The 13652-nt window shown below is 71.6% G+C and carries 14 protein-coding genes and 1 riboswitch; of the genes, 4 read left to right on the top strand and 10 right to left on the bottom strand.

Annotated elements, in window-relative coordinates; all coding sequences use genetic code 11:
- Positions 1 to 4 precede the first annotated feature (4 nt).
- From cbiB to PKA16_RS11220, 8 genes are all read right to left on the bottom strand, one after another.
- Positions 5 to 976: an adenosylcobinamide-phosphate synthase CbiB gene (cbiB, locus tag PKA16_RS11255; protein WP_324403320.1), complete on the bottom strand. Its 972-nt coding sequence runs from the start codon at positions 974 to 976 to the stop codon at positions 5 to 7.
- Between the two features lie 288 nt (positions 977 to 1264).
- Positions 1265 to 1846 carry a cob(I)yrinic acid a,c-diamide adenosyltransferase gene (gene cobO / locus PKA16_RS11250; protein WP_324403319.1) on the bottom strand — a complete coding sequence of 194 codons (582 nt, stop codon included), beginning with the start codon at positions 1844 to 1846 and terminating at the stop codon, positions 1265 to 1267.
- On the bottom strand, positions 1836 to 2675 hold the full coding sequence (locus tag PKA16_RS11245; RefSeq protein WP_324403318.1) for an ABC transporter ATP-binding protein: 840 nt from the start codon (positions 2673 to 2675) through the stop codon (positions 1836 to 1838). The genes cobO and PKA16_RS11245 overlap by 11 nt, the downstream gene beginning before the upstream one ends.
- Complete coding sequence (locus tag PKA16_RS11240) at positions 2672 to 3757, bottom strand: iron ABC transporter permease (protein WP_324403317.1); 1086 nt, start codon at positions 3755 to 3757, stop codon at positions 2672 to 2674. Before PKA16_RS11240 ends, PKA16_RS11245 begins: the two co-directional genes overlap by 4 nt.
- A complete protein-coding gene (locus PKA16_RS11235) occupies positions 3754 to 4677 on the bottom strand; it encodes a helical backbone metal receptor (RefSeq protein ID WP_324403315.1) in 924 nt (307 codons plus the stop codon). The genes PKA16_RS11240 and PKA16_RS11235 overlap by 4 nt, the downstream gene beginning before the upstream one ends.
- On the bottom strand, positions 4674 to 5261 hold the full coding sequence (locus PKA16_RS11230; protein WP_324403313.1) for a bifunctional adenosylcobinamide kinase/adenosylcobinamide-phosphate guanylyltransferase: 588 nt from the start codon (positions 5259 to 5261) through the stop codon (positions 4674 to 4676). The genes PKA16_RS11235 and PKA16_RS11230 overlap by 4 nt, the downstream gene beginning before the upstream one ends.
- Positions 5254 to 6645: a cobyrinate a,c-diamide synthase gene (locus tag PKA16_RS11225; RefSeq protein WP_324403311.1), complete on the bottom strand. Its 1392-nt coding sequence runs from the start codon at positions 6643 to 6645 to the stop codon at positions 5254 to 5256. The genes PKA16_RS11230 and PKA16_RS11225 overlap by 8 nt, the downstream gene beginning before the upstream one ends.
- 5 nt (positions 6646 to 6650) lie before the next feature.
- Complete coding sequence (locus tag PKA16_RS11220) at positions 6651 to 8528, bottom strand: TonB-dependent receptor (RefSeq protein ID WP_324403309.1); 1878 nt, start codon at positions 8526 to 8528, stop codon at positions 6651 to 6653.
- 92 nt (positions 8529 to 8620) lie between these two features.
- Positions 8621 to 8885, bottom strand: a riboswitch (cobalamin riboswitch).
- A 57-nt stretch (positions 8886 to 8942) separates the two neighbouring features.
- Here PKA16_RS11220 and PKA16_RS11215 point away from each other — a divergent pair.
- The 3 genes from PKA16_RS11215 (at position 8943) to PKA16_RS11205 (ending at position 10647) form a co-directional block, all read left to right on the top strand.
- Positions 8943 to 9185 (top strand): DUF904 domain-containing protein, encoded by a 243-nt coding sequence (locus PKA16_RS11215; protein WP_324403307.1) that lies wholly within the window; start codon positions 8943 to 8945, stop codon positions 9183 to 9185.
- A complete protein-coding gene (locus tag PKA16_RS11210; protein WP_324403305.1) occupies positions 9182 to 9502 on the top strand; it encodes a cell division protein ZapA in 321 nt (106 codons plus the stop codon). Before PKA16_RS11215 ends, PKA16_RS11210 begins: the two co-directional genes overlap by 4 nt.
- A gap of 317 nt (positions 9503 to 9819) precedes the next feature.
- The gene (locus PKA16_RS11205) at positions 9820 to 10647 is read left to right on the top strand and encodes a sulfite exporter TauE/SafE family protein (RefSeq protein WP_324403303.1); all 828 of its coding nucleotides are present in this window, start codon (positions 9820 to 9822) and stop codon (positions 10645 to 10647) included.
- A 21-nt stretch (positions 10648 to 10668) separates the two neighbouring features.
- On the opposite strand, the gene PKA16_RS11200 is transcribed toward PKA16_RS11205, so the two are convergent.
- Positions 10669 to 11352: a sulfite exporter TauE/SafE family protein gene (locus PKA16_RS11200; protein WP_324403301.1), complete on the bottom strand. Its 684-nt coding sequence runs from the start codon at positions 11350 to 11352 to the stop codon at positions 10669 to 10671.
- Positions 11352 to 12734 carry an oxygen-independent coproporphyrinogen III oxidase gene (gene hemN / locus PKA16_RS11195; protein ID WP_324403299.1) on the bottom strand — a complete coding sequence of 461 codons (1383 nt, stop codon included), beginning with the start codon at positions 12732 to 12734 and terminating at the stop codon, positions 11352 to 11354. The genes PKA16_RS11200 and hemN overlap by 1 nt, the downstream gene beginning before the upstream one ends.
- 147 nt (positions 12735 to 12881) lie before the next feature.
- On the opposite strand from hemN, the gene fnr reads away from it, so the two are divergent.
- Entirely contained in the window at positions 12882 to 13601 is a 720-nt protein-coding gene (gene fnr / locus PKA16_RS11190; RefSeq protein WP_324403297.1) for a fumarate/nitrate reduction transcriptional regulator Fnr, read from the top strand.
- Positions 13602 to 13652 lie beyond the last annotated feature (51 nt).

Below are 13652 nucleotides of genomic sequence, written 5' to 3'. Positions count from 1 at the left end.
CCGGTCAGGACAGGACCACGGCGGCCAGTACGGCCGCGCAGGCCAGCACCGTCGCAGCCAACGCGACGTGCGAGGCGACGGCGCAGGCCCGCACCAGGTCGGCGCCCTCGGGGGCCCGGCCAGCGGCGTTCAGGCCATACACCCCCGGCTTGCCCAGGCGCACGCCGAGCACCAGTCCCATCGCCGCCATCGGCCAGCCTCCGTTGGGCGACGGTGTGCGCCCAGCCTCGGACGGCAGCCGCGACCAGCCGCGCAACCGCCCGGCCAGGCCGATCAGCAGCGCCGTCAGACGCGCCGGCAGCCAGGCCAGCACGTCGTCGGCGCGCGCCGCCCAGGTGCCGGCGCGGCGCCAGTCGCGGCCGGCGCGCACGCCGCGATAGCCCCACATGGCGTCAGCGGTATTGGCAAAGCGAAACAGCGCCGCGCCCGGCAAGCCCAGCAGCACGAACCAGAACAGCGGCGCCACCAGCGAATCGTTCAGGTTCTCGGCCAGGGTCTCGATCGCGCTTTCGCGCACCTGGCCCCCATCCAGCGTCGCGACGTCGCGGCTCACCAGCCGGGCCAGTTGCAGGCGGCCCGCTTCGGTGGAATCGAGCAGCGCGCGCTCGACCCCCAGCACCTCGTCGTGCAGCATGGCCCAGGCCAGCAGCGGCTTGAGCAGCAGGGCCAGCGCCAGCGCCGCGAGAAAGGCCGGCTGCGCCAGGATCCAGCGCTGCAAGGCCCAGGCGACGAGGACCACCACGCCGGCACTGGCGCACCAGGCCAGCGCGCCGCGCCCGAAGGCGTGCGCCCGCTCCTGCCCCGCCGGCGGCGCCACGCGCACGCCCAGCCAGGCCAGCCAGCGCCCCATCCACGCCACGGGATGCCAGCCGAGCGGCGGCTCGCCCAGCACGCGGTCGATGGCCAGCGCCAGCGCCGGCACGCAGGCCAGCAGTGCCCATTCGGCGCTCCCAGCTCCGCCTGACCAGGCCGTCATCGATCACGCTCCGCGAGGCCGGCGTGCGCGCCTGGGCCAGCGTGCAAGTTCAACCTGAATCCGGCAGTTGGATGCGCCTGCCAGTGCCGCCCGCGGCGTGCCAGGCAAGACGCGAGGAGGCCGCGCACTGATGTGCGCCACGACGAGCAACGCCGCATGGCGCGGTGAGGGTGGTGCTGGCGGGTGCATAGTGCGCTCACCCAACCGGTGAGCGTGATCAAAATGGCCAAGCTCAATGTTCATGCGACTTTCGATAAGTTCACACACGGTCAACTGCCGGATTCAGGTTCAGTCCTCGATCCCGCGCTGCGCCGGCACGCCGGCCTTGAAGGCGTGCTTGACGAGCTGCATCTCGGTCACGGTGTCGGCCAGCTCGATCAGCTCGGGCGGGCAGCGACGCCCGGTCAGGCACACGTGCACGTCGCGCGGGCGCTCGCGCAGGGTCTGCAGCACCTCGTCCAGCGGCAGCCAGCCGTAGATGAGCGGATAGGTGATCTCATCGAGCACGACCAGGAAGTGCTCGCCGTCCAGGATGGCGGCGCGTGCGCGCTGCCAGCCGTCGCGCGCCAGCTGCGCCGAGTGGTCCAGGTCCTTGCTGAGCCAGGAAAAGCCGTCGCCCAGGCCGTGGATCGGCAGGCCGAGCTGCTCGAAGGCGCGGTGCTCGCCAAAGCGCGCGCTCGGCACCTTCATGAACTGGAACACGCGCACCTGCTTGCCGTGCACGTGGCGGCGCCCGAAGGCGCGCAGCGCCAGGCCGAAGGCGGCCGTGCTCTTGCCCTTGCCGTCGCCGGTATGGACCAGCACCAGGCCGCGGCGCTCGCCGCTGGGGCGTTCGTAGCGCTTTTCGGTGGGTGGGGCTTCAATCTGCATGGATGGTCTCCTCGGCTGTCTGGCGCGGCAGCGCGACCCAGTCGCGTCCCACCTGGCGAATGGCGACGCGGCCGTCGAACGCCTGCTGCAGCGCGCGGTGGGTGTCGGGCTGGTCGGCGCCGCCGTGGTGCAGCACGCGGCCGGCCCGGATGATCACGATGTCGTCGGCCTGCAGCGCCATGTTGAGCTCGTGCAGCACGCTGACCACGCAGCGGCCGCCCGCCACCAGCGCCCGCACCGTGGCCAGCCAGTCGGCCTGATGCGGCGGATCCAGGTGCGCCAGCGGCTCGTCCATCAGCATCACCGGCGCCTGTACCGCCAGCAGCCGCGCCAGCAGCACGCGCTGGCGCTCGCCGCCGGACAACTCGCCCAAGCGCCGCTCGCGCAGGTCCCAGGCGCGGGTGTCGCGCAGTGCCGCGGCGACGACGGCCTGGTCCTGCGCCGTCGGCGCGGCCAGCCAGGCGCGATGCGGCAGGCGCCCGAGCATGACGATGTCCCAGGCTCGCAGGTCCTCGCCGCCGCCCTCCTGCTGGCCCAGCCAGGCCAGCTGGCGCGCGCGCTCGCGCGTCGACCACTCGTCCAGCGCCCGGCCCAGCAGCTGCACCTGCCCGTCGCACGGCAGCAGCCCGGCCAGCACGCGCAGCAGGGTCGACTTGCCGGCACCGTTGGGGCCGACGACGGCGGTCCAGCGGCCGCGCGGCAGCGCGAGCGTGATGTCATGCAGGATGCGGCGCTTGCCGATGCCGGCGGCGCGCAGCTGAACCGCCAGCGCCGCCCCGTCCGGCCGGGACGAGTGCACCGGCAGCGACGCCAGGGCCGCGGCGCTCATGCAGCACCTCCACCCGCCGCGCGCCGGTGCATCAGCCAGAGCAGGTAGAGGCCACCCAGGACGGCGGTCAGCACGCCGACAGGCAGCTCCTGCGGCGCAATGACGACGCGCGCCGCGATGTCGGCCGCCATCAGCAGCAGGCCGCCCACCAGGGTCGAAAGCAGCAGCAGCGGCCCGTGCGTGCAGCGCGCCAGCGCCCGCGCCAGGTGCGGCGCCACCAGGCCGACGAAGCCGATCAGCCCGGTCTGCGCCACCGCCGTGCCCGTCGCCAGCGCCAGCACGGCGATCAGCAGCGCGCGCAAGGGCGCCAGCGGCAGGCCCAGGCTCTGCGCCGTGGCCTCACCCAGGCTGAGCGCGTCCAGCGTGCGCGCCAGCGTCCAGGCCAGCAGCAGCAGCGGCGCCAGCACCGCGGCCATGACGCCGCAGGCGCCCCAGCCGACGAAGCCCGTCACGCCCAGGGTGAAGCCCTGCATCGCCTGCAGCACGTCGGGCTGGGCCAGCTGCACCAGGTCGCGCACGGCGCCCAGCACGAAGCCGACCACCACGCCAGCCAGCAGCAGGCGCAGCGTCTGCTGCACGCCGCGCGCCAGCACCAGCGCCAGCAGCACGCCGCCCAGGGCACCGACGAAGGCGGCGCCGGTGAAGCCCACGCGCGCCAGCCAGGGCGAGGCCGCCTGCAGCAGCGCGATGCTGCCGCCGCTGCCCGCCACCATGCCGCCCCCGGTGCCGAGCGCGGCAAACACCAGCGCCACCGCCAGCGCCGCGCCCGAGGCGCTGCCAAGCAGGAAGGGGTCGGCCAGCGGGTTGCGGAACAGCCCCTGCGCCACCGCCCCCGCCAGGCCCAGCAGGGCGCCGGCCAGCCAGGCGCCCAGGGTGCGCGGCAGGCGGATGTCCCACACGATCTGCCAGGCCACGGCGTCGTGGCGCGCGCGCAGCAGGCTGTCGAAGCCGGTGCTGCCGACGCTGGCACCCAGCGCCAGCGCCGCCAGCGCCAGCAGCACCAGGATCAGCACCAGCCACGACAGCCAGACGCCGCTGCCACGCGGCGCCTCGAACGGGACGGCGGCCACGCTGCTGCTCATGGTCGGGAATTCTCGGTCGACTGCGCTGCCGGCGCCAGGGCCTGCCGCGCTGCGGCTCCACCGCCGGTGCCGCGCCCGGCGGCGCAATCAGCCATCAGGCGCGCCGCTTCCGGCAGGCGCGGGCCGGGACGCACCAGGATGTCGCGCTGCGCGGCGTCGAACTCGCACACATGTCCTTCGCGCAGCGCGCGCAGGCGTGCCCAGCCGGGGCGGCGCGCCATGTCAGCCAGCCCGCCCTGGCTGACGATGATCAGGTCCGGGTCGGCGCGCACCACCAGTTCCGGATTGATGCGCGGAAACGGCCCCAGCGCCGGGTCGTCGATGATGTTGCGCAAGCCCAGCCGCTGCAGCAGCTCGTCGACAAAGCTGCCGGCGCCAGCCGCAAACGGTGCCGGCGTGACCTCGTAGTAGACGCGCCGGCCGCGCGCCGCCGGCGGCACCGAGGCCGCGGCGGCCGCCAGGCCCTCGTCGATGCGCGCCAGCAGCGCAGGCGCCTCCGGCACCTGCAGCAACTCGCCCAGCTGCAGGGTGACGCGGCGCTGGTCGGCCAGGGTGCGCGGCTCCAGCGCCAGCACCGCCAGGCCCAGCGCACGCAGGCGCACCGCCGCGCGCGAGGACTCGCCGATCAGCACCAGGTCGGGCTTGAGCGCCACCACGGCCTCGATGTTCGGATCCAGCCCACCCCCGACCTGGGGCAGCCGGCGCACCGGCTCGGGCCAGTTGGAGTAGCGGTCGACGCCGACCAGGCGATCGCAGGCGCCGAGCGCGCACACGGTCTCGGTGAGCGAAGGCAGCAGGCTGACGATGCGCGCCGGCGGCGCGTCCAGGCGCAGCGGCTGCCCGTTCGCATCCTCGACGGCAGGTGCCGCCGCAGCACCGACGCACAGCGCGATCAGCAGGGCGAAAACCCGGCCCCTCATGCTGCGGCCACCTCCTTCAAGGTCAGCGGCAGGCCGGCCACCATCAGCGTCACGCGCGCGCAGGCAGTGGCCACCGACTGGTTCAGCAGGCCCAGCGCATCGACCGCTTGCCGCAGCTCGCGCCCGAGCGGCACCACGCCGAGGCCGATCTCGTTGCCCACCAGCACGATCGGGCCCGGGCAGCGCGCAATCGCCGGCAGCAGCCCGGCCGTGGCCTGCGCCGGATCGGCCGGCGGCCGGGCATCCGGATCGACCGGCATCAGCTGCTGCGTCAGCCACAGCGTCAGGCAGTCGACGATGCGCAGCGTCTCGGCGCCGCCGGCCGCATCGATGGCGGTCGCCAGCCCGGGCCCGGGCTCCAGCGTCGCCAGCCCGGGCACGCGCTCGGCGCGCTCGCGCTGGTGGCGTGCGATGCGTGCGCGCATCTCGGCGTCGTGCGCCTGGGCGGTGGCGATCAGCACCGCCCGGTGCGTCGGCGCCTGCGCCAGCCAGGCCGCGGCCAGGCTTTCGGCGCGGCGCGACTTGCCGCTCTTCTGGCCGCCCAGGATGAGTTCGCTGCGCGCCGGCACCAGCAGCTCAGGCATGGCAGCGCACCCCTGCGGCACCGGTGCTCGCGTCCAACCCGGCCCCGAACAGCCAGGCTGCCAGCCGTGGGCTCGACGCCAGCCAGGGCTGGAACAGGCTGCCGCGCACCGGCCGGCCACCCGCGACCGCATGAATCGCCTCGCCGGGCCTGGGGTTCGCACCGACACCGACCTGCGTGAACCCGATCGGCTCCAGCCCGGCCTCCACACGCACCCGATGAAAGGCATGACCCCGCAGCGCCGGCACCTCGGCCATGGGCTGCCACTGTTGCAGGCCCAGGCCCATGAGATGCGGTTGCACGCGCGCGCTTCCGGGCAGCACGCCCGACATGCGATGGCTGGCTCCCGCGCCGTCAACCAGTTCATCCAGCAGGAGCGGCAGTCCGCCCCCCTCGGCCCAGATCGGCCGCCCCGCTCGAGCATGCGCCCGCAGCTGGGCGTGCAGGTCGACGCATTCGGCCAGGCGACCGGCGTAACGTCCGGCGTCGCCGCCCGGCAGCCAGAGCGCATCGCAGTCGGACAAGGCGTCGCCAGCCAGCGGTGAAAAACACACGACGCGCGCGCCCAGCGCCTGCAGGGTCTCGACGTTGGCGGGATAGACGCAGGCAAAGGCCGCATCGTGCGCCACCGCAATCGTGCAGCCGGCCAGCAGCGTCGGCAGGCGCGGGGCAGCAGCTGGCGCCGGGAAGCGCACCGACCAGCGCCGGCGCCAGTCATCCAGCGTCAGGCGACCCAGGGGTGTCTGCGCAAGCCGGTCGGCAATCGCGTCAAGCCTCGCCAGCGCCTGGTCCGCGGACGCTTCCGGCGTCGCCAGCACACCCGCGTCGCGCTCCGGCAGGCCCAGCGCCGCGTCCCGCGGCAGATGGCCGAGCCAGCCATCGCCCGGCTGCAGCGCGGACTGCAGCAGCGCGGCGTGCCCGGTGCTGCCCACGCCATTTGCCAGCACGCCCGCCCAGGGCAGGGGATCGACGTCGCTGGCACCATATCCGCGCAAGCCCAGCACCACGGCGCCCAGGGTCTGGGCCATGGCTTCGGCCTGCACCACCGCCAGCACCGGGATCCCAAGCCGACGCGCCAGTGCGGCGCTGCTGGGCTCTCCATCGTGCAGACCCATCACGCCCTCGATCAGGATCGCGTCGGCGCTGCTGGCCGCCTGGTGCAGGCGTGCGCGCACGTCCGGCTCACCGGTCATCCACAGGTCCAGGTTGTGCACCGGCGCACCGCTGGCCGCTTGCAACCAGCCGCCATCAACGTAGTCCGGCCCGCACTTGAAGGCACGCACGCGCCAGCCACGGCGCGCCAGCAGCCGAGCCAGCCCGGCGGCCACGGTGGTCTTGCCCTGCCCCGAGGCGGGTGCGGCGACCAGCAGGGCCGGGCAGCGCATCGCGCTCAGCGGCGCGGCGTCCAGCGCAGGCCGACAAACAGCGTGCGACCCGGCGTGGCGTAGCCCCCAGCCAACTGGTATTGCCGATCGCCCAGGTTGTCCAGGCGCGCCAGCAAATCCCATTCGCGCGCGATCGTGGTGCTCGCAAACAGGTTCACGACGCCGTAACCGGCCAGACGGCTGGTGTTGGCCGCGTTGTCCCAGCGGTGGCTCACCAGCTGCCATTCGGCGCCCAGCGTCCAGCCGGCGACGCGAGTGTCGGCATTGAGCTTGAGCAGGCGCTGGGCGCGCCGTGGCAGCAGCTTGCCGGTGAGTGCATTCTTGGGTTGCTGGAAATCGAGCGATCCGCCAAGGTTGACGCTGCCCAGCCGATGCGCGCCGCTGATCGTCACGCCCTGCAAACGCGCCTTGCCAGCGTTTTCATAGCAGCCAAAGGTGCTGCCGCAGGGCCCGGCGGCGCCAAACGTGATCAGGTTGGTGACGCGGTTGCGGTAGGCCGTGACACCCAGGCGGCTGTCGCCGCGCGACCAGTGCAGGCCGAGCTCGAGGTTGCGGCTCTTTTCCGGCTGCAGCCCCGGCTCGCCGTATTCCGAGAAGCGCTGGTAAAGCGTGGGCGCGCGAAATGCCGTCCCCACCGCCCCGGTGACGCGCCAGCCGGGAGCAAAACCGTAGCCGTAGGCAATGCCACCGGTGGTCTGGCCGCCGAACTCGCTGTCCCGGTCGTGGCGCAGATTGAGTTGCAGCGTGTGCGCATCGGCGCTATAGCCCCAGCCCAGGGCAACGGCATCCTGGTGCCGGCCCTGATCGAGGGCCGTGTCCCACGGATTGACTGCAGGGTTGTTCAGGCGGTCCTCGCGCCGCTCCAGCGCCGCGGTCAGCACGTGCGCGCCGTGGCGCCACTCGTTCTGGAACAGGTAGTTGCGCAACCGCGTCTTGCTGAGATACGGCGAAGGCACGGTCTCGTAGCGTGTCTGCGACTCGCTGACCGACAGGCGCGTGCTGTAGGCCCGGGTCCACTGCGCGGACCAGGTGCCGCCCAGCGTCGTCAGGCGGTTCAGGCCATGATCGTCCAGGCCGGGCGCAAAGCCATCGTATTGCGCGTCCATGTCGGTGTAGCTGCCCGTCAGATCGAGTCGGTGCCCGCTGGCCATCTGCCAGCCCAGGCGGCCGCTGGCCGCGCTCTGCCGATAGCCATCGCGATCGGGATTGCCCGCAGGCATGCTGTTGTAACCCCGGCTGACGTCGCGCTCGACGCCAAGCGAGTAGTCCACGGCCCCGCTCTGGCCGGAAAAGCCGGCCTCCAGCCTGCCGCTGCGGCGATTGCCCGCGCCAACACCGACATAGGGCGTGAACGGGCCCTCGCCCTTCTTCGTGAACAGCTGGATCACCCCGGCCACGGCATCGGACCCGTAGACGGCAGCAGCCGGACCGCGCAGGATCTCGACCCGCTCGATCTGCCCGAGCGCGATCGCCTCCCAGGGCGCGCCGCCGGTGGACTGGGAGTCGACCCGCACGCCGTTGACGTAGACGGCCGTGAAGCGCGTCTCCGCACCGCGCAGGAACAGGCCCGTCGCAGTGCCCGGACCGCCGCTGCGCGAGAGCTCCAGTCCCGGCTGGCGCATCAGCAAGTCACCGATGGTGACTGCACCACTGGCGCGGATCTGCTCTTCACCCAGCACCGTGACATCGGCCAGGACGTCCGTGATGGGCTGCTCCATGCGCTGCGCCGTGACCACGGTCTCGGTCAGGCTGGGCGCAGCCACCTGGGCCACGGTCAGGTCCTGGGGCGCGGATTGTGCGAAGGCGGGAAGCGCGCCCGCGAGCGCGCACGAAAGGGCCAGCGGCAGCACGGCGGGCCGGCCGGACAAGGGAGTCAGATGCATGATGAAAACACGGACAAGCCGCCCCTGCCAGCTTCCCCGCCGGCGTCTGGGGCCCAAATGACCGCGCCGCCTTCCACCAGAAGTCGAAAGTCGCGCGCGATCGCCTCGTTGGCCGGTATCCGGGCTGGCGGAGGTTCACCGGCGCCTCGCCTTCCCGGATGCGTGTTTCAGCGCGTCCAGTGGCCTTGCGTGAGGCGCCGGCCGGTGCCGGCGGCGTGATGCCGCGGCGCCGTCCGCTTACCGTTGCGGGGGCAGCGCAGGTTAGGCCATGCTCGTGTCGAGGCGACCCTCCTGCTTCCCGTTGAACTGCGGCCGTGTGAACCACGGCACGCGAGCACCAACACAATAATTGTAGATCGCGGGCACGCACGCCGCCACCCGTACAATCTGCGGCTCAAGCAAGGCCCTGCCCCGATGACGACCGCGCCCCTGATCGAACAGATAGCCGACCGCGTCGAGCGGCTGCTCGTGCGCCACGAGGAGCTGCAGCGCACCAACGCCCTGCTGCAGCAGCAGGTGCAGGCGCTGACGCACGAGCGCGACAGCCTGAAGTCGCGTCTGCTGGCGGCACGCGCGCGCGTGGACGCGCTGATCGACCGCCTGCCTGGCAACGGTCCGGCAGGGCCGTCGACACCCACGAGCGAGACCAGGCCGTGAAGCAGATCGAAGTGCAGATCATGGGCCAGGGCTACCGCCTCGGCTGCCCCGAAGGTGGCGAAGCGCGGCTGCGCGAGGCCGTGCAACGCGTGGACGCCGCCATGTGCAAGATCCGCGACGCCGGCAAGATACGTGCGCGCGACCGCATCGCCGTGCTTGCCGCGCTCAACCTGGCCTTCGAGCTGGACGCGGCGCCGACCCCGGAACCGACCGCGGCAGCAGCTGCGGCACCCGCGGACGCGGGCCACCCGCCCGCGCTGGCCGGGCTGCTGGAACGCCTGGACCAGGCCCTCGGCGCCGACGGCCGGCTGCTGTGACCCGAAGTCCCGGAGCGCCACGCGCACGCGCGGCCACCAGGCCTTAAAATGAAATGGTCTGCGATGCGCGCCGGGCTTTATATTTCCTTGAACCAATGCTCGTATGAGCCCGGGCTTGGAACATCGTCTGGTCGGCGTGATCGTCTCGCGTCAGATGAACCCAAGGCCAGTCTGACCTCGCCCACCTGAACCCCCGCGTTCAGGATGAGGGTCCGGCGGCATTCGCAGACACCTTTTGCGCAAAGGCCGGCTTGTCCCCGGCCTTTTGCATGGCTGTCGCGCCGGCGCGGCGGCGCCACCTGACCTGCCCAGCGCCCATGCCCATCGAACCGCTTCTGATCGCCGAGCTGGCAGCGCTCGGCCTGGTGACCGGCTTCCTCGCCGGCCTGCTGGGCATCGGTGGCGGCATGATCATGGTGCCCTTCATCTCGCTCATCCTCGGCGCACGCGGCGCCAGCCCTGGCCTGGCGGTGAAGATGGCGATCGCGACCTCGATGGCCACCATCATCTTCACTTCGCTGAGCAGCGTGCGCGCCCACCACCGCAAGGGCGCGGTGCGCTGGGACATCGTTGCGCGACTGGCACCCGGCATCGTGCTGGGTGCCATGGTGGCGAGCCTGGGCGTGTTCACCCTGCTCAAGGGCGCGGCGCTGTACTTCGTGTTCGCGGTGTTCGTGATGTTCTCGGCGGTGCAGATGTTCCGCGGCAGGAAGCCGGCCGCCAGTCGCCAGATGCCAGGCATCGCGGGCCAGCTCGGCATGGGCAGCGTGATCGGCTTCCTCTCGGGGCTGGTGGGTGCCGGCGGCGGCTTCGTCAGCGTGCCGTTCATGACCTGGTGCAATGTCGCCATCCACAACGCCGTTGCCACCAGCGCGGCCCTGGGTTTCCCGATCGCCCTGTCCAACGTGCTGGGCTACATCGTCGCCGGCCAGGGCCTGCAAGGGGCGCCCGCCTATTCCTTCGGCTACCTGTGGCTGCCGGCGCTGGTGGTGATCGCCTCGTGCAGCGTGCTGATGGCGCCGCTGGGCGCACGCGCCGCCCATGCCCTGCCGGTGGCGCGGCTCAAGCGCGCCTTTGCCGGCGTTCTGTTCCTGCTGGCACTCTACATGCTGAACAAGGGCATCGGGGCCCTCGCCGGCGCCTGACCAGGCTGCCGGCACCACAGATCAGGCCCCCGGCACCACGCACCACGGCGCCTGGTCGTGCACCAGGCCCATCCACAGGCCCCAGCCCGAGGTCAGCGCCAAGGCCAGCCCGGCCAGGCGCATGCCCCAGGCCCCGCTGCTGCTGCGGCCGAGGCGCAGCAGCAGCCAGGGGCCGAGCCACAGCACGGCGCCCGAGCCGGCGGCAAACGCCGCCATCACCAGCGCGCCGCCGGCCACGCTACCGGCCAGTGCGGCCACCATCACGGCCGAATACAGCAGGCCGCACGGCAGCAACGCCCAGGCCGTGCCCAGGCCGAGCGGCGCGGCCAGGCCGAACGACTGCGTGGCCGCGCGCACGCGCGCCCAGACACGGCGCGCGCCGGCATCCAGCCACAGCGGCTGGCGCGCCTGCACCAGCAGCACCAGCCCGAGCAGCACGGCCGCCACGTGCACCATCGTCCAGGCCGGGCGCAGCGCCGCCGACTGCACGGTGAGCCAGCCCAGTCCCTGCATCGAGGCCGCCGCCAGCGCGCCCAGCGCCGAATAGCCGAGCAGCCGACCAAGCTGGAACAGGCCGAGTGCCTGCGCACTGCGCGGCGCCGCGGCCTGCCCGATGCCGGCGCAGGCCGCGCCACACATGGCGATGCAATGCGGGCCGCCCGCCAGCCCCATCAAGAGGGCAGTGGCGGCGAGCGAAAGGTTCATCAAAGGATTCTAGAGAACTGGGCCCGGGTCTGGCGCGCATGCAGGTACTTGTCGAACACCATGGCCACGCCGCGCACGAAGAACCAGCCGAGCGGAGTGAGCTCGATGGCGCCGTCGGCCAGGCGCACCAGGCCATCGTCCTGCAGCGGGCGCAGGCGCTCCAGTTCGGCGGCAAAGTAGCTCTTGAAATCGATCAGGTGCGCGAGCTCGATCGACTCATGCGAAACCACACCCTGGCACATCAGGGCCATGATGACGCTGCGCCGCACCAGGTCGTCACGCGACAGCGCCAGGCCGCGCAGCACCGGCAGGTGGCCGTGCTCCAGCCGGTCCTGGTAGTCGGCCAGGTCGCGCGCGTTCTGGCTGTAGCTGGCCCCCACCTTGCCGATGGCCGACAGGCCCAGGCCGATCAGGTCGCAGTCGGGCTGGGTGCTGTAGCCCTGGAAGTTGCGGTGCAGCCGCCCCTGGCGCCGCGCCACCGCCAGCGCGTCGTGCGGCAGGGCAAAGTGGTCCATGCCGATGTAGACATAGCCGGCCTGCTGGAATACGTCCAGCGCCTGCGCCAGCATGACGACCTTGTCGCCGACCGCGGGCAGCTCGGCCGCGTTGATGCGGCGCTGCGCCTTGAAGCGTTCGGGCAAGTGGGCGTAGGCGTACAGGGCAATGCGGTCCGGACGCAGTTCGACCACCTGCGCCAGCGTGCGCGCGAACGACGCGGGCGTCTGGCGCGGCAGGCCGTAGATCAGGTCGACGTTGATCGACTCGAAGTCCAGCGCGCGCGCCGCCGCGACCCGGTCGAACACCTGCTCGGCCGGCTGCACCCGATGCACCGCCTTCTGCACCTGCGCGTCGAAGTCCTGCACGCCCAGGCTGATGCGGTTGAAGCCCAGCGCGCGCAGGGCCACCAGGCGCCGGGCGTCCACCGTGCGGGGATCGAGCTCGATCGAGTACTCGCCCCCGGCGACGAAGCTGAAATGGCGCTTCAGCATCGCCATCAGCGCCCCCAGCTCGGCATCGTTGAAAAAGGTGGGGCTGCCGCCGCCCAGATGCAGCTGGCTCACCGCCTGGCGCGCGCCCAGGTGGCGGACCTGCAGTTCCACCTCGCGCTCGAGGCAACGCAGATAGGGCGCGACACGCTCGCGGCTGCGCGTGACGATCTTGTTGCAGGCGCAGAAGTAGCACAGCGACGCGCAGAACGGCAGGTGCACGTAGAGCGACAGCGGCCGCGTGCCCAGCAGCGAGCAATCGCGCCGCTGCGCCAGCGCCTGCAGGTAGTCCGCCTCGCCGAAAGCCTCGACGAAGCGGTCCGCCGTCGGATACGAGGTGTAGCGCGGGCCGGGGACGTCGAACCTGGAGATCAGCTCGGGGGTGATGCGGGACATGCCAACGCGGAATCTGGAAAAATACCGCCCACTTTCCCCCGTCTGTGTCAGAATGTCCTTGACGATTATCAAGGAGGGGGAATCTTTCTCCGCAACTGGAATTCCGCCAATGCGCAACGCATTCAAAGCCCTCCGGACTTTGCCCGCATGACTCCCAAAGCGATCAAGGTTGCCTGCTCCAACTGCAGCTTGCGCGAGTTGTGCATGCCGGTGGACATCACCGAGGCCGACATGCAGCTGCTCGACACGCTGGTGGCCAGGCGCCGGCGCGTCAAGCGCGGATCCACGCTGTTCGCCAATGGCGACCATTTCGACGCGCTGTACGCCATTCGCACCGGCTTCTTCAAGACGCGCGTGACGACCGAGGACGGGCGCGACCAGGTCACGGGCTTCCAGATGGCGGGCGAGATCATCGGCCTGGACGGCATCGTCTATGATCGCCACACCTGCGATGCGGTGGCACTGGAAGACGCCGAGGTCTGCGAGATGCCCTACGACCGCATCGAGGAGCTGTCACGCGAGGTCCCGGCGCTGCAGACGCACGTGCACAAGATCATGAGCCGCGAGATCGTGCGCGATCACGGCGTGATGCTGCTGCTGGGCAGCATGCGCGCCGAGGAGCGCCTGGCCGCCTTCCTGCTGAACCTGGTGCAGCGCCTGCACGTGCGCGGCTTCTCGCGCACCGAGTTGGTGCTGCGCATGACCCGCGAGGAAATCGGCAGCTACCTGGGCCTGAAGCTCGAGACCGTGAGCCGCACCTTCTCGAAATTTGCCGACGACGGCGTGATCGAAGTCAAGCACCGCCACGTGCGCATCATCGACATCGATGCGCTGCAGGCCATCGTCAACGCATCCGAGGCTGCCTAGTGTAGTGTTTCGTTCTGTTTGGAACTTAAGCGGCTATTGGCACGGATCACT

Origin of the sequence: Ottowia sp. (genome assembly GCF_035325765.1) — a bacterium.
Classification (GTDB): domain Bacteria; phylum Pseudomonadota; class Gammaproteobacteria; order Burkholderiales; family Burkholderiaceae_C; genus Ottowia.
Note: the sequence above shows the minus strand (reverse complement) of the source record. Positions and strands in the feature narration are given on the sequence as shown.